The sequence below is a fragment of the Micromonospora sp. WMMD723 genome (assembly GCF_049863385.1).
Taxonomy (GTDB): Bacteria; Actinomycetota; Actinomycetes; order Mycobacteriales; family Micromonosporaceae; genus Micromonospora; species Micromonospora wenchangensis.
In genome coordinates, this window is record NZ_JBMKNR010000001.1 from 2,028,043 (window position 1) to 2,043,959 (window position 15,917).

Annotated in this window: 12 protein-coding genes; 9 read left to right on the forward strand and 3 right to left on the reverse strand. The window is 72.3% G+C overall.

Translation table 11 applies throughout. The features are described 5' to 3' along the window. Positions 1–210: 210 nt before the first annotated feature. The 7 genes from murJ to ACN261_RS09155 all read left to right on the forward strand — a co-directional run bounded on the left by murJ (position 211) and on the right by ACN261_RS09155 (position 8,490). On the forward strand, positions 211–1,788 hold the full coding sequence (murJ, locus tag ACN261_RS09125) for a murein biosynthesis integral membrane protein MurJ (RefSeq protein WP_421486958.1): 1,578 nt from the start codon (positions 211–213) through the stop codon (positions 1,786–1,788). A 445-nt stretch (positions 1,789–2,233) separates the two neighbouring features. Further along, entirely contained in the window at positions 2,234–3,829 is a 1,596-nt protein-coding gene (locus ACN261_RS09130) for a protein kinase family protein (protein WP_357924799.1), read from the forward strand. Between the two features lie 43 nt (positions 3,830–3,872). Beyond that, on the forward strand, positions 3,873–4,655 hold the full coding sequence (gene sigM, locus ACN261_RS09135; RefSeq protein WP_421484805.1) for an RNA polymerase sigma factor SigM: 783 nt from the start codon (positions 3,873–3,875) through the stop codon (positions 4,653–4,655). Then, on the forward strand, positions 4,652–5,656 hold the full coding sequence (locus ACN261_RS09140; RefSeq protein ID WP_421484806.1) for a hypothetical protein: 1,005 nt from the start codon (positions 4,652–4,654) through the stop codon (positions 5,654–5,656). The genes sigM and ACN261_RS09140 overlap by 4 nt, the downstream gene beginning before the upstream one ends. A 177-nt stretch (positions 5,657–5,833) precedes the next feature. Further along, a complete protein-coding gene (gene trxB / locus ACN261_RS09145) occupies positions 5,834–6,784 on the forward strand; it encodes a thioredoxin-disulfide reductase (RefSeq protein ID WP_421484807.1) in 951 nt (316 codons plus the stop codon). Positions 6,785–6,820: 36 nt separating this feature from the next. Next, the gene (gene trxA, locus ACN261_RS09150) at positions 6,821–7,144 is read left to right on the forward strand and encodes a thioredoxin (RefSeq protein WP_088643651.1); all 324 of its coding nucleotides are present in this window, start codon (positions 6,821–6,823) and stop codon (positions 7,142–7,144) included. A gap of 191 nt (positions 7,145–7,335) precedes the next feature. Continuing rightward, positions 7,336–8,490: an N-acetylmuramoyl-L-alanine amidase gene (locus tag ACN261_RS09155; protein WP_421484808.1), complete on the forward strand. Its 1,155-nt coding sequence runs from the start codon at positions 7,336–7,338 to the stop codon at positions 8,488–8,490. A 25-nt stretch (positions 8,491–8,515) separates the two neighbouring features. Here ACN261_RS09155 and ACN261_RS09160 read toward each other — a convergent pair whose 3' ends face one another. Then, positions 8,516–9,181 (reverse strand): GNAT family N-acetyltransferase, encoded by a 666-nt coding sequence (locus ACN261_RS09160; RefSeq protein WP_088643653.1) that lies wholly within the window; start codon positions 9,179–9,181, stop codon positions 8,516–8,518. 297 nt (positions 9,182–9,478) lie between these two features. Here ACN261_RS09160 and ACN261_RS09165 point away from each other — a divergent pair, with 297 nt between their 5' ends. Both ACN261_RS09165 and ACN261_RS09170 read left to right on the forward strand, forming a co-directional pair. Beyond that, positions 9,479–10,786, forward strand: coding sequence for a PLP-dependent aminotransferase family protein (locus tag ACN261_RS09165; protein WP_425849503.1), 1,308 nt, complete (start codon positions 9,479–9,481; stop codon positions 10,784–10,786). Positions 10,787–10,793: 7 nt separating this feature from the next. Next, on the forward strand, positions 10,794–11,789 hold the full coding sequence (locus ACN261_RS09170; RefSeq protein WP_425849506.1) for a D-alanine--D-alanine ligase family protein: 996 nt from the start codon (positions 10,794–10,796) through the stop codon (positions 11,787–11,789). A 29-nt stretch (positions 11,790–11,818) separates the two neighbouring features. On the opposite strand, the gene ACN261_RS09175 is transcribed toward ACN261_RS09170, so the two are convergent. Beyond that, positions 11,819–12,856 carry a hypothetical protein gene (locus ACN261_RS09175; RefSeq protein WP_421484811.1) on the reverse strand — a complete coding sequence of 346 codons (1,038 nt, stop codon included), beginning with the start codon at positions 12,854–12,856 and terminating at the stop codon, positions 11,819–11,821. Positions 12,857–14,838: 1,982 nt separating this feature from the next. Next, complete coding sequence (locus ACN261_RS09180; RefSeq protein WP_421484812.1) at positions 14,839–15,891, reverse strand: ParB/RepB/Spo0J family partition protein; 1,053 nt, start codon at positions 15,889–15,891, stop codon at positions 14,839–14,841. Positions 15,892–15,917 lie beyond the last annotated feature (26 nt).

The following is a 15,917-nucleotide window of genomic DNA, read 5'->3' on the forward strand; positions in this document are numbered from 1 at the left end:
TGCCGGCTCCGACGTACCCCGGGGAGGCTGGAGATGAGCGGCGGGCTCTACCGCAGCGCGAACGCCGCGCAGGGGGGTGACGGTCCCCGGCCGTACGACGACGGTGCGACCTTCATCTCCGCCGATCCGTTGAACCAGCCGGGGGTGGAGGCGACCGCGCCGCCGCAGGAGGTGGTCGCCGAGACCAGCGCGGCGGCGAACAGTGCGGTGATGGCGGTCGGCAGCCTGGTCAGCCGGGGCACCGGCTTCATCCGGAACCTGATGATCGGCGCCGCGCTGGGCAGCGCCGTCGGCGACGCGTTCACCACCGCCCAGTTCCTGCCCAACCAGGTGTACGAGTTCCTGCTCGGCGGCGTGCTGACCAGCGTGCTGATCCCGGTGCTGGTACGCCGCAGCAAGACCGACCCGGACCGGGGCGAGGCGTACGCCCAGCGGCTGCTGACCCTCGCGGTGCTGGCCCTCGCGGTCACCGTGGTGCTGGCCCTGCTGCTGGCCTCGACCCTGACCACGCTCTACGCCGGCGGCAAGAACGCGGCGTACACGAGCCTGGTCACCAACCTGTCGTACCTGATGCTGCCGATGCTGTTCTTCACCGGCATCAGCGCGTTGATCGCGGCGGTGCTGAACACCCGGGGGCACTTCGCCGCGCCGATGTGGGCGCCGATCCTGAACAACCTGGTCGTCATCGGCACGTTCGGCCTCTACATCGTGGTGTACGGCGCGCAGGCGCTGGGCCCGGAGGACATCGGCTGGGACCGCGTCCTGCTGGTCGGCGGGGGCACCCTGCTCGGCGTGGCGGTGCAGGCGGCCGGGCTGCTGCCGGCGCTGCGCAAGGTGGGTTTCCGGTGGCGGCCGCGGTTCGACTTCCGCGAGCTGGGCCTGCGTGAGCTGGCCCGGCTCGGTGGCTGGATGTTCTGCTACGTCGCGGTCAACCAGCTCGGCCTGTTCGTGGTGGTCAACCTGCTCACCCGGGCCGCCGGTGGCGACGAGAGCAACGCCGGCCTGCTGATCTACAACAACGTCTTCCTGCTGCTGATGATGGCGCACGGCATCATCGCCGTCTCGATCATCACGGCGCTGATGCCCCGGATGAGCGCCGCCGCCGCCGAGGGCCGGTTCACCGACGTCACCGCCGACCTGTCCCGGGGCACCCGGATGGTGACGGCGGTGCTCGCCCCGATCGCGGTCTGCTACGCGGTGCTGGCCGGCCCGGTCTCCGTGGTGGTCTTCCAGTACGGCGCGTTCAACGGTGACAACGCGCTGGCCACCTCGCTCGTGCTGCTGGTCGCCGCGCTGGGTCTGGTGCCGTTCGCGATCAGCCAGCTGTTCACCTTCGCCTTCTACGCGCTGCCGGACACCCGTACCCCGGCGCTGGTCAACATCCCGGTGGTGATCCTGCGGGTGGCCGTGCAGATCGGGGTCTTCGTCACCTTCTCGGCCACCTTCGCGGCGGCCGGCATGATGCTCGGCAACGCCATCTCGTACGTGGCGGCGGCGGTGCTCTCGGCGATGCTGCTGCGGCCCCGGGTGGGCCGGATCGGGCTGGGCCGGATCATGCGGACCATGGGCAAGGTGCTGGTGGCGGCGCTCGGCGCGGCGCTGGTCGGGCTGCTGGTGGTCAACCTGCTGCCCGGCGACCCGGAGAACCTGAGCCGGCTGGCGGCGGCGGTGCGGCTGGTGCTCGGCGGTGCGGTGATCGGCGGGACGTACCTGGGCCTGGCGATGGTGCTGCGGATCGGCGAGATCACCGAGGTGGTCGCGATGGTGCGCCGGCGGCTCGGCCGCTGAGCCGCCGGCCAGCCCTCGACCGGGCAGGGGACACGCAGGGTGAACGAGGATCACCAGCCTGGGGACACGCCTGTGGATAACTTGGTGATTGCCCGCTCAGTCACCGTAAAGGGCTGTGGATAACCAACCGTAAGGCTGAGCATGTACGACCGTTCGGCGGGAACCAGACCTGCCGACGCCTGATCGTTCCCGGCGGGTCGGCCCGGACGCCGGTGGTTTGCGACGGGCGTCTAGATTGGCCAGTACATGTGTCAGCAACGTGGGAGAGAGTGGCGTTAAACGGACTTTCCGCCCCATATGCGACAGGCCGTCGCGCGCGGCGGGAAGATGACATGTCGGTATGACGGGCGGTCCGGGTAAGGTCGCTGTCGACGGACACGGCAGGTGGCCGACGCCCGAGTCGACGCCGCCGGTCGGTTCCAGCGACGGCGGAGCGGGAAGCCACATGCCCAGCAGCGCGGGTCCATCGATCGACACGATCACCGAGGGAGGACGGGTGACCCAGGTCGGCGAGGGTCAGGAGGCGGAGGAAACTGCTCCTCCGGTCATGACCTTCGGTGCTCCCACGGCCGGTGAGATCCTCGCCGAGCGGTACGAGCTGGTCGAGCACATCAACAACGACAGTGCCGGGCGCCTGGTCTGGCGGGGGGTCGACGTCATCCTGCGCCGACCCGTGGCGGTGGTGCTCCGCTACCCCGGCGGCGACTCGGCCACCGAGATGCTCCAGGCCGCCGTGGCGGCCAGCCGGGTCATCCACCCCAACCTGGTCGGCGTCTACGACGCGATCGACGAGGACGTCCGGGCGTACGTCGTCCGGGAGTGGGTCGACGGCCGTTCCCTGCGTGAGCTGGTCGCCGAAGGGCCGATGGACCCGGCCCGGGCCACCGCCGTCGGCAACGCGGTCGCCAGCGCCCTCGCCGCCGTGCACGCCACCGGGATGGTCCACGGCAACGTGCACCCCGGCACCGTGATGATCAGCGACGACGGCCGGGTGGTCCTGGCCGACGCCCGCACCGACGGCGACGACAGCCAGGAAGCCGACATCCGCGCGGTGGGGGGTGTCCTCTACTTCGCCCTCACCGGTCACTGGCCGCACGCCGAGGCCCCGCTGCGCGGCGCGACCGCCGGCCACGGCCGGGCCGCCATCCCGGACGCCGTCCGCGACGCCAGCGGCGCCATCGCCGCACCCCGGCAGGTCCGGGCCGGCGTCCCGGCGTACCTCGACGACCTGACGATGGACCTGCTCGACGCCGAGATCGCCCCGCCGTCGTCGGACGTGCTCTCCGCCGAGCTGGGTCGCCTCGACATTCCCGCCGAGGACCACTTCCTCGACCAGACCGGCACCATCCGGTTCACCGCCGACGGCGTCGAGGACCGTTCACCGCTGGCCGCCGCGGGCGGCCGGAAGGTCGCGATCGGCATCGCCGGGCTGCTGGCGGTCGCCCTCGTCGGTCTGCTCATCGGCATCACCACCCTGGGCGGCGACGACAGCCCCGAGACCGAGCCGGTGGCCCGCCCCTCCAACAGCGCGCCGGCCGGCGACGCCACCCCGGCCCCCGTGGTGCGCAAGCTCGCCATCCAGGACATCCGGATCATCGACCCGGACAGCCGGCAGCGCAACGAGCTGGACGACGCCGAGAAGATGATGGACGGCGACGAGGACAAGGGTTGGGAGACCGACACCTACTACTCGGCCAACTTCAGCAACTACAAGAAGGGCATGGGGGTCTGGATCGACCTCGGTGCCCCGCACACGGTCAAGTCGCTCACCGCCACCCTGTCGGACTCCGGCGTCTCCGCCGCGCTGTTCACCGGCAACGGCGACTTCCCGTCCACCTCGCAGGGCGACAAGGACCTGGTCAAGGGCTTCAAGACCCGGATCGGCCAGCCGTTCGAGCAGCACGACGGCACCAAGATGGCCTTCGACGGTTTCGACCCCGAGCAGAAGTACCAGTACCTGCTCTTCTGGATCACCGAGCTGCCCTCCACCGAGCGGGGCTTCAAGCTGGGCGTCCAGGAGATCTCGGTCCAGGGATCGTGATCCGCCGGCCGCGACCCCGTCACCGCCTCCGCCGGACGTGGTGATGGTCGGTCGCGGCGGGCAGTCACCCGACCCGACGACCGGTGGGCCGGCGTCGGTCGTGGTGTCGCACCCCGAGACCACCGACCTGGATCTGCTCCGCGCCCACGTCGCCGGTGACCGGGACGCCTTCACCGAACTCTTCCACAGGCACCGCGACCGGCTCTGGGCGGTGGCTCTGCGAACCACGGGCGACCGGGAGGAGGCGGCCGACGCCCTCCAGGACGCGCTGCTGTCCGCCCACCGCGCCGCCGGCCGGTTCCGGGGCGACTCCGCCGTCACCACCTGGCTGCACCGGATCGTGGTCAACGCCTGCCTGGACCGGCTCCGCCGCCGGCAGGCGCACCCCACCGTCCCGCTGCCCGACGGCAACCACACCGACGACGCCCGGGGGACCGGCGGCGTCGAACCGGCCGCCCCGGCCACCGACCACGACACCGCCCTGGTGGTACGCCAGGCGCTGGCCGGGTTGCCGGTCGAGCAGCGGGCCGCGCTGATCCTGGTGGACGTGCAGGGCTACCCGGTCGCCGAGGTCGCCCGGATCCTCGGCGTGGCCGAGGGCACGGTGAAGAGCCGGTGCGCCCGGGGCCGGGCCCGGCTGGCCGGCGTGCTGGGGCACCTGCGCACCGGAGGAGACCACCCCCCGGTCGGGTCGGCCACGCCGGACGGGTCCCGCCGGACGGGTCGGGACGTTCCCGACGTCACACCCGGGAACCGGCAGCCGGCCAGCGACGTCCGATCGGGGTCGGGGCAGGCCCGGCGGGACGCCATCCAGGAGGAGCAGTGACGGGCCGGGAGTTCAGGGAGGTCGACCACGACCTGCTCGCCGACTACGTGGGCGGGGCACTGGACGGCACCCCGGAGCAGACCGTCGTCGCCCGCCTGATGGCCGAGGACCCGGCCTGGGCCGAGGCGTACGCCGCCCTGACGCCTGCCGTGGCCCGGGTGCACGACGCATTGGCCGGCTGGGGTGCCGCCGCACCGGAGATGCCGCTGGCCGTGGTGGAGCGACTCACCGCCGTGCTCGCCGGTGCCGGTCCGGCCGCCGACCCGCCCGCCGACGACGACGCGACGACCCGCCGGGCCGCACCGGGCGACGTCCGGCCGGTCCGGGCAGCCGGCCCGGTGCCGACGCAGCCGGGCGGTCGGCGTACTCCCGGCGGTCGTCCCGACGAGGGACGTGCCGATCCGTCGGGCCCCGGCCGGCGGCGACGCTGGGCGCGGCTGGCCGGGCCGGTCACCCTCGCTGCGGCGTCGCTGGCCGCGGTGGGTTTCGGCGTCGCCCACCTGGTCGACGGCACCACCGACCGGGACGGGGCCACCTCGATGGCCGGCCCGGCGCAGGAGCGCGCGGATCGTGGGTTCCGGTTCAGCGGTGAGACCCGGCGCAGCGGCGTCGACTGGTCCCCGTCGACGCTGCGGGGCACCACGGAGGCCCCGTTGGTCCAGACCGCCACCCCGCCGGGTCTCCCGCCCGGTGACGGCCCGGGGGTCACTACCCAGATCAGCCCCGGCGCGCCGGAGAGCAAGCGGCTCGCCGCCCCCGCAGGGCTGGACCGGCTGACCGGGCGGGCGGCGCTCGACGCCTGCCTCGCCGACATCGCAGCCGAGCACAACCGGGGGCCGATCGCCATCGAGGTGGTCGACTACGCCACGTTCAACGGCCTGCCGGCGGTGGTGGTCCGCTTCACCGATCCCAGCGGTGGACGCTGGGCGTGGGCGAGCGGCGCGGAGTGCGGTGTGCCGGGGTCCGGCGCGGACACCCGCTACCAGTCGCGGGTAGGGTGAGGGCCCGGTCACCGCTCGTCCCGCATCGCGTGACGTGACCCACCGGACGACCGGTCCGGGAATCCCCGGTTCGTACGATGACGTTCTGCAAGTCAGCCGCCGACGTCGTTGAACCGTCGGCGCTCGGATCGACGTCGGTACGCCGCCGATGTCGTACACACACATCGGGAGACGGCAGTGGACGAGGTCCGCAACCTGATCATCATCGGCTCCGGGCCGGCCGGGTACACGGCGGCGGTCTACGCCGCACGCGCCAACCTCAAGCCACTCGTGATCGAGGGTGTGCAGTCCGGCGGTGCGTTGATGACCACGACCGAGGTGGAGAACTTCCCCGGTTTCGCCGACGGCATCCTCGGCCCCGAGCTGATGGACAACATGCGCAAGCAGGCCGAGCGGTTCGGTGCGGAGTTCCTGACCGACGACGTCACCCGGGTCGAGCTGAAGGACACCGGCGACACCGGTTCCGACGCGGTGAGCACCGTGTGGGTCGGGCAGACCGCCTACCGGGCCAGGGCCGTCATCCTCTCCACCGGCTCGGCCTGGCGTCCGCTGGGCGTGCCGGGCGAGCAGGAGTACCTGGGCCACGGCGTGTCGTCCTGCGCCACCTGTGACGGGTTCTTCTTCCGCAACCAGCACATCGTGGTGGTCGGCGGCGGCGACTCCGCGATGGAGGAGGCCAGCTTCCTCACCCGGTTCGCCGAGTCGGTCACCATCATCCACCGGCGCGACTCGTTCCGGGCCAGCAAGATCATGGCCGACCGCGCGCTGAGCAACGACAAGATCCGGGTGGAGTGGAACAGCACCGTCGAGGAGGTGCTCGGCGCCGACGGCAAGGTGACCGGCGTCCGGGTCCGCAACGTGCACACCGGCGACGTCAAGGTGCTCGACGTGACGGGCGTGTTCGTGGCGATCGGCCACGACCCGCGCAGCGAACTCTTCCGCGGCCAGGTCGAGCTGGACGACGAGGGTTACGTGAAGGTGCAGTCGCCGAGCACCCGTACCAGCGTGCCGGGCGTCTTCGCCGCCGGTGACGTGGTCGACCACACCTACCGGCAGGCGATCACCGCCGCCGGCACCGGCTGCGCCGCCGCCCTCGACGCCGAGCGGTTCATCGCCACCCTGAGCTGAACGACTGCAACACCACAACTGAGAAGGAGGGTCATAGTGGGAGCGACCAAGGTCGTCACCGACGCCAGTTTCACCGCTGACGTGCTCAAGTCCGACAAGCCGGTCCTGGTGGACTTCTGGGCCGAGTGGTGCGGGCCGTGCCGCAAGGTCTCGCCGCTGCTGGAGGAGATCGCCGGCGAGATGGCCGGCCAGGTCACCATCGTCAAGCTCAACATCGACGAGAACCCGGAGACCGCCCGCGCCTACCGGGTGATGTCCGTACCGACCCTCACCATCTTCAAGAACGGCGAGCCGGTGCAGTCGATCGCCGGTGCCAAGCCGAAGGGCGAACTGGTCCGGCTGATCGAGTCGGCGCTGTAACCGCGCTCCACCACCGGGAACCCCGCACCCCCACCGGGTGCGGGGTTCCGGCTGTTCCGGTCCCTGACCTGCACGAACCCCCGGCCGACGGCAACCGGCCACGGTACGCTCCGTAAGCGCTGGTCCTACCGGACGCGCAAGCGTGGCCGTCATCGAAGGTGCCCGGCAGCCAACCTCTGAGGGGGTCCTGCGTGCGTCCGATCCGACCCGGTGACCGCGGACCGGCAGTGACCGAGATCCGTGCCGTCCTGACCGGCCTGGACCTCCTCGCCGCGCCCGGCGACGAGTTCGACGCCGCCACCGAACGGGCCGTGCGGGCCTTCCAGCAGTCCCGTGGGCTCAGTGCGGACGGGCGGGTCGGTGCCGAGACCTGGCGGGCCCTGGACGCCGCCCGCTGGCGGCTCGGCGCGCGCACCCTCTACCACGCGGTGCCCGACCCGCTGATCGGCGAGGACGTCCGGTCGTTGCAGGAACGCCTGCTGGAGATGGGGTACGACGTCGGCGGCGCGGACGCCGTCTACGGCGTCCGCACCTCGCGGGCGGTGGCGCAGTTCCAGCGGGAGGTGGGGCTGAAACCGGACGGCTCCTGCGGGCCGTACACGATGGGCGCGCTGCGCCGGCTCGGCCGCAAGGTGGTCGGCGGACGCCCCCAGTGGCTGCGCGAGTCCGACGCGATCCGACAGTCCGGGCCGACCCTGGTCGGGCGCACCGTGGTCATCGACCCCGGCCACGGCGGCACCGACCCGGGCGTGGTGGTGCCCGACGGGACGCTGCGCTGGACCGAGGCGGACCTGGTGCACGACCTGGCCAGCCGGCTGGAGGGGCGGCTCGCCGCGGCCGGCGTCCGGGTGCAGCTGACCCGGGGCCCCGCGCCGCGTACCTGCCTGCCGGACATCGACCGGGCGGAGCTGGCCAACTCCCTCGGCGCCGACGTGTTCATCTCGCTGCACACCGACGGCCACGTCAATCCGGCCGCCGACGGGGTCGCCACCTACCACTACGGCACCGACAACGGCGTCACCTCGGCCACCGGGGAACGCCTCGCCGGGCTGGTGCAGCGGGAGATCGTGGCGCGGACCGGGCTGCGCGACTGCCGTACCCACGCCAAGGCGTGGGATCTGCTGCGGCTGACCAGGATGCCCGCCGTACGGGTCGAGGTGGGCTACCTGACCTCGCCGCAGGACCGGGCCCGGCTGGTCGACCCCCGGTTCCGGGACCGGATCGTCGAGGCGCTCGTGGCGGCCGTACAGCGGATGTTCTTCCCGGTCGAACGGGACGTGCCGACCGGCTCGATCGACGTGAGCGCGCTCCGCGCGGTGGTGGCGGCCGGCGCGGGCCGGGACTGAACCGGCGCCCCGGTCGGCGGCCCGCTCAGCCGGCGCTGGAGCGGGTGGCCGGGGCGGGGCGCACCGGCCGCAGCAGGCTCTCCGGGCTCATCGAACCGAGCAGCTTCTCCAGCGCGTACTCGACGTCGGACTTCCAGCTCAGCGCGGTGCGCAACTCCAGCCGCAGGCGCGGGTAGCGGGGGTGCGGACGGACCGTCTTGAAGCCCACCGAGAGGAAGAAGTCGGTCGGGGCGACACAGGCCCGGGTGTCGTCCGGCTCGTCACCGAACTTCGCGTCGCCGAACGCCTCGATCGCCTTGATGCCCCGCTTGGTCAGGTCCCGGGCGACACCCTGCACCAGCATCCGGCCCAACCCGCCGCCGGCGAAGGCCGGCACCACGTTGGCGGTCATCAGCAGCGCGGCGTCCGCCGAGACCGGCGAGGTCGGAAACGCCATCGACCGGGGTACGTAGGCCGGCGGCGCGTACATCACGAAGCCGGCAGGCATCCCGTCGACGTACGCCAGCTTGCCGCAGGAACCCCACTCCAGGAGCGTCTGGGAGACCCACGCCTCCTTCTCCAGCCCCGGGTCACCGTTCGCGCAGGCCCGCTCGGCGGAGACCGGGTCCAGCTCCCAGTAGACGCACTGCCGGCACGGCCGGGGCAGGTCTTCCAGGGTGTCCAGGGTCAGACTGACCAGACGTCGCGACATCAGAGCATCCCCACACTTAGGCTCGGAGGCGAGACCAGCCCGCGGCGGCAGCATCGCCCGCTGCGTCCCCGACGAGCGATCGTACGCCGACTGGCGACCGTACGGGAGGGGACGCGCGAATGGCCACCCGGGACGGGGAGGGGACGTCCGGGATGTGGACCCGACCCGGATCGTGACCGGCAATCTGCCGAACGGGGACTACGATCGGCCGACCGGCGTCCCGCGCCGCCATGGTCGCCGGCACCGCGGGTACCCCAGCGGGCGGGAGCCCGACCGACACCCGATCGAGGTGATGTCATGACCGGCACGACGCTCGACGACTACACCGACCGGTACGCCCGGCGGGTCCGGGGCATGACCGCCTCGGAGATCCGGGCCCTCTTCGCGGTCGCCAGCCGGCCGGAGGTCGTCTCGCTCGCCGGTGGCGCACCCTACATCGCCGCGCTGCCGCTCGACGCGGTCGGCGAGATGCTCGGCAGGCTCGGCTCCGAGTTCGGCTCCACCACCCTCCAGTACGGCATCGGCCAGGGCAGCCCGGAACTGCGCGAGCGGATCTGCGAGGTGATGGCGCTCTCCGGCATCGACGCCTCCTGCGGCGCCTCCCCCGACGACGTGGTGGTCACCGTCGGCGGGCAGCAGGCGCTCGACCTGGTGGCCCGGCTCTTCCTCGACCCGGGTGACGTGGTGCTCGCCGAGGGTCCGACGTACGTCGGCGCACTCGGGGTGTTCCAGGCCGCCCAGGCCCAGGTCGTGCACGTGCCGATGGACGACGACGGGCTGATCCCGGAGGCCCTGGAGGTGGCCATCGCCGACCAGGCCCGCGCCGGTCGTCGGGTCAAGTTCCTCTACACCATCCCCACCTACCAGAACCCGGCCGGCGTGACGCTGAGCGACGAGCGGCGGGAACGGGTGCTCGACATCTGCGAGCGGGCCGGCCTGCTGGTGGTCGAGGACGACCCGTACGGCCAGCTGGGTTTCGAGGGCGACGCGCCCACGCCGCTGCGGGCCCGTCGCCGCGACGGGGTTTTCTACCTGAGCACCTTCTCCAAGACCTTCGCTCCCGGGCTGCGGGTGGGTTGGATCCTCGCCCCGCACGCCGTCCGCGACAAGCTGGTCATCGCCAGCGAGGCGCAGATCCTCTGCCCCAGCGCCTTCGCGCAGGCCGCCGTCTCGACGTACCTGTCGACGATGCCCTGGCGCGAACAGCTTAAGGTCTACCGGGAGGTCTACCGCGAGCGGCGGGACGCGCTGCTCGGCGCGCTGCACGACCAGATGCCCGAGGGCACCACCTGGACCAGGCCCACCGGCGGGCTGTTCGTCTGGGCCACCCTGCCCGACGGGCTGGACGCCAAGGCGATGGTGCCACGTTCCATCGCCGCCCGGGTCGCCTACGTGCCGGGGACCGGTTTCTACGCCGACGGCACCGGCACCGGCAACATGCGGCTCAACTTCTCCTTCCCCACCCCGGAGCGGATCCGCGAGGGGGTGCGCCGGCTGGCCCGGGTGATGGAGCAGGAGCTGGCCCTGCGGCAGGTCTTCGGCGCGGTCACGCCGACCGGGAGCCGGCGGGGTGGTCCGGACGTCCCCGGCCCCGACTTGGCATGATTCCGGGATGGCTGCCACCCCCGTCGAGCGCTCCCTCGTGACCGGTTCCACCGCCGCCGACCTGCACGTGCTCGTGCTCGCCGGCGGCCTGTCCTACGAGCGGGACGTCTCCCTGCGGTCCGGCCGGCGGGTCCTCGACGCGTTGCGCAGCGCCGGGGTGGAGGCGGAATTGCGGGACGCCGACGTGGCGTTGCTGCCCGCGCTGGCCGCCGACCCGCCCGACGCCGTGGTGATCGCCCTGCACGGCGCGACCGGCGAGGACGGTTCGCTGCGGGGTGTGCTCGACCTCTGCGACGCGCCCTACGTCGGCTGTGACGCGCGGGCCGCCCGACTGGCCTGGGACAAGCCGTCGGCCAAGGCGGTGCTGCGGGAGAACGGCATTCCCACCCCCGACTGGGTGGCCCTGCCGCACGACCGTTTCTCGGAGCTGGGTGCGGTGGCGGTGCTCGACCGGATCGTGGACCGGCTCGGGCTGCCGCTGATGGTCAAGCCGACGCAGGGCGGTTCGGGCCTCGGTGCCGCCGTGGTCAAGGACGCCGCCGCCCTCCCGGCCGCGATGGTCGGCTGCTTCGCGTACGACTCGACGGCGCTGGTCGAACGGTACGTGGCGGGGATGGACGTCGCGGTGTCCGTGCTCGACCTGGGCGACGGACCGCAGGCGCTGCCGCCGGTGGAGATCGTCCCCCGCAACGGCGTGTACGACTACGCGGCCCGCTACACCGCCGGCCGTACCACCTGGCACGCGCCGGCCCGGCTCGACCCGGCCGTCGCCGGTGCGGTGGCCGAGGTGGCGTTGGCCGCGCACACCGCGCTCGGGCTGCGTGACCTGTCCCGCGTCGACCTGATCGTCGACGGGGACGGCCAGCCGCACGTGCTGGAGGTCAACGTCTCGCCCGGTATGACGGAGACGTCGCTGCTGCCGTTGGCGGTCCAGGCGGCCGGGCTCGACCTCGGCCAGGTCCTCGGCACGCTCGTCGGTCGGGCCGCCGCCCGCCGCTCCTGACCCTTGGCCGGCTTGCGGCCGGCGGTCCGTCAGTGTCGGACGGTGTCCCGGGTGACGGTTCCGCTGCTGTCCTCCCCGGTTCCGCCGCTGCCCTTCCCGGTTCCGGCCGGCTCGTCGGTCCCGGTGATCTCCGTCGCCGGATCGTCGGGACCGCTCGACGCCGAACCGGTACCGGTGCCCTCGGACCCGCCGTCCGGGTGGGCAGCCTCGGCGGGCTGACCGTCGGCGTCCCGGCCGGTCTCCGGCTCGGGGTCGTCGCCCGGGGTGCCGTTGCCCGGCTCTTCCACCGTTCCTCCCCCCGACGCCGCGTGTTCCGCCACGGTGTCGACCGAGGCTCCTCCCGACCCGGTGGACAGGTCCGGGGTGGGCGCGTTCTCCGTGACCGGGAGCGGGGTCTCCTCCGCCGACTCGATCACCGAGACGGCTTCCTCGGCGGCTGCGGCCGCAGCCTCGGCCGACGACTGCGCGGCGATGCTGGAGGGCGTCTGCCACTGGATGCGCGGCGGCTCGGCGAGCGGGCGTCCACCGAACTCGGCCAGCCAGGCCGCGACGTGCGCGAGGTTTTCCCGCCACTGGGATTCCGAGATGGGGGGCAGGATCGAGTCCCAGAGCGACAGGAACGTGCCGCGCAGTTGTAGCCGACCGTACGGCCGGGCCAGGAACCACATGTGCAGGTGGGCGGACCCGTCGCCCCATCGGTTCACGTGTACCCGGGCGACACCGTCCAGCGAGCGGATGGCGCGCTCCAGCCGAACCGTCATCACCCCGAGTTCGGCGGCGAGCAGGTTGGGTAGGTCGCCCAGGTCGAGGTGGGACCGCGACTCCAGGATGAGCACCATCGGCAGGCCGGTGGGACGGTCCATCGCCCGCACCCGCCAGCGTTCACCCACCCAGATGTACGCGTCGTCCGGCGCGTTGCAGGCGATGCATTCCCGGAGCCCTTCGCCCTTGCGGGGAGGCTCGACCGCTACCGGCTCGTCGAGCTGCTTGACCCGGAGGTCACCTTCGAAGGGGAACGACGGCCACTGGGTGAAGTCCGGAACCGAGGGGGGAGGGGTGTCGTGCACGACGCTGACCCTAACCGAGACGAGGACTGCTGTCCCTACCCCGAACGCCGCTGATCATGAGGGGATTTCGGCCAACGGGAGGCGACCGACGGGGGCGTGCGGAGGGGTGTCATGGCGGTTGTCCACAGGCTGATGAGATCACCAGCACACCCCGTCATCCACAGGCTGGCGAGCGTTCTGACGCGCTGTTTCACGTGAAACGGGCGCAGCCTGTGGAAAACTTCTGTGGATAACTCCGGTGCTTCATCCACAGCACTGTTCACAGGAACCAGGGGTCCGTCTTCTTCAACGATCGAGGGGTTCGCCGGGCTGCTGGACGGCCGCCGTTTTCCCCAACGGATGCCTGGGATCGTCGACTCACGGGGGGCTCCTTGTCCGCCTCCAGGAGACCGGGCGGCCCCGTATGGCTAGTGGTGGGGACCGATCGCCATCCACACAGGCCGCCCTCCCCCTCTCGCTTCGATGTCGTGCCGCTGTTCGTGGTGAGCCGGTCGACGGGTTTCACGTGAAACAACACCGGGGTGGAGTGTCGGGGCTCGCCTGGGCTGGCGTCGTGCCTCGGTGCTGCGTGCCGCCTCTCGGCACCACTCGCCTGCTGGCGGGTCGAGCACCACCCGTGCGGAGGTGCCGCCGCCACGAGATTCCGTCCGACCCTGGCAGCAGGTCCGTGGGAAGCGACCGTGCGGGTGCCGGGAGACGGTCGGAGCACCGGCGGGTAGGTGCGGGGAATGTGGCCAGAGGGTCGACGTCGACATCGGGGCACCGGGTCGACATCGGGGCACCGGGTCGACATCGGTTCTCGGGTGGTGAGCGGTGGCGGGTCCCGGCGGGCGGCGGGCGGCGGGCGGCGGGCGGCGGGCGGCGGGCGGCGGGCGGCGGGCGGCGGGCGGCGGGCGATCGTGCACCCCCGGTGCCCCCTGTTCCACGTGAAACGTTGCGCCGTCGGACACGTCTGTCTTCTTTCCCGACGCCCCATCGGACACGGCCAACCGCTGGCGGCCCTCAGATCAATCGTGTCGGCCTCTGCGCCTATCGGACGGACTCCACTTGTGGGTCGGGGTAGTCGTCGCGCTCCAGGCGATCTGAGCGGCCAGCAGATTACCCCCGAGGGGTGAGGCGACCATCGCGGCCTTTCCGCTGGCAACCCCGGATCGGGCCGGCCCACGAGCAGGTCCGTGGCGGGTGTCGCGTCGGTCGGCCGGGCCGAGTCCCACCGGGCCGAACCCACCGGGCGGCTTGCGCGCGCCGTCAGTCGCTGGGAGCCCGGGGAGCGACGGGGCATGCCGCCCGCCGCTCCCCGGACCCGGGCAGTCGTCACGACCGGCGTCGGTCGGAGACGGCACTGCCTCCGCAAGGCTCGTCCGGTCATGCGACGGGCGAGCGGGGATCTGGTTGCCTGGCCGGTCATCCACGGCCCCTGCCCGCCTTCGTCGCACGCGGTGTCTCATCGCCCGGCACTACTCGCCCCGATACCGCAGGCATCGAGGCGGGTGGTCTCTCGACCCGCTAGGCGCTGCCCTCCACCGCTCGTGCCCGACGAGCCTGACCGTCTCCGCTCCGACCTTCACCGGGGCACCATTACCCTGCGGCCACCACGCCACGAATCCCTGCGGTCTCAACGCTCCGGGCACCACCGCCACGCCCCGGTTTCACGTGAAACCGGGCCTGCGGAAGTGGCTCGTGAAAGCCGCCGCCAGACGGCCACGCCCTCCCACGGCAGCGAGCCCGACACCGGTGACGGGGTCGTCAGGGGCCCACCCGACGAATGCGTGGGGCCTGGAGGAGCCAGCTGCCGCACACCGGGTCCCATGCCCTCCCGGGCAGGTCGGCCACCGACGGTCCAGCCGCCCGGCCGGACGACTCCATTGGGCAGCAACCGGCCGCGTACCCGAGCGGATACGCGGCCGGGAACGACGACTGCGCGGCAGAGGCGGGCGGCCGGGCCGTACCGGCGAAACCGGACCCGGTGACCCGGACGGTCGTCAGTCCTCGGGTTCCGCCTGTTCTTCCTCGCCGACGCCGATGATGCCGACGATCCGCTCCAGATCGTCCACCGTGGCGAACTCGATGGTGATCTTTCCCTTGCTCCGACCGATGTCCACCTTCACCCGGGTGTCGAACCGGTCGGAGAGCCGGTCGGCCAGGTCGGTCAGCGCGGGCGCGTGCGGCTTGGCCCGACGCTTGGCAGCCGGCGTCTTCGTGGGGCCGTCGCTGAGCGCCAGGGCGACGATCTCCTCGGTGGCCCGTACGGAGAGTCCTTCGGCGACGATGCGCAGGGCGAGCTGCTCCTGGGCCTCCGACTCGTCGAGGCTGAGCAGCGCCCGGGCGTGACCGGCCGACAGCACACCGGCAGCCACCCGCCGCTGGACCTGTGGGGGCAGGTTCAGCAGTCGGATCGTGTTCGAGATCTGCGGACGGCTGCGCCCGATCCGGCGGGCCAGTTCCTCGTGGGTGGCGCCGAACTCCTCCAGCAGTTGCTGGTACGCGGCGGCCTCTTCCAGCGGGTTGAGGTTGGCCCGGTGGATGTTCTCCAGGAGCGCGTCCCGGAGCATCGCGTCGTCCTTGGTTTCCCGGACGATCGCCGGGATGCTCTCCCGGCCGACCGCCTGGGCGGCACGCCAGCGCCGTTCACCCATGACGAGTTCGTACTTCTCGCCGTCGAGCTGACGGACGACGATCGGCTGGAGGAAGCCGACCTCCTGGATGGAGGTTTTCAGCTCCTCCAACGCCTCCTCGTCGAAGACATGCCGGGGTTGCTTGGGGTTCGGCACGATCGCGTCGACGGAGATCTCCGCGAAGCGCGCACCGGGTACCGGGCTGAGTTGGGTTTCCTCAGGCTGCGGTGGCGCGCTGACCGTCGGGGTGGGCATCGACGGGGCCGGGCTCACGGGATCGGCGGACGTTTCGATCACCGGACGCGCCGGGTCGACCTCCACGGGCATGGTCGCCGTGGCCGTACTGCTCTCCTGCACCGGCCCGGTCGGGATCAGCGCACCGAGCCCTCTACCCAGACCGCCCCGGGGACGGTTCTTCATACGACGCCTCCCAGCGACTCGTCCGC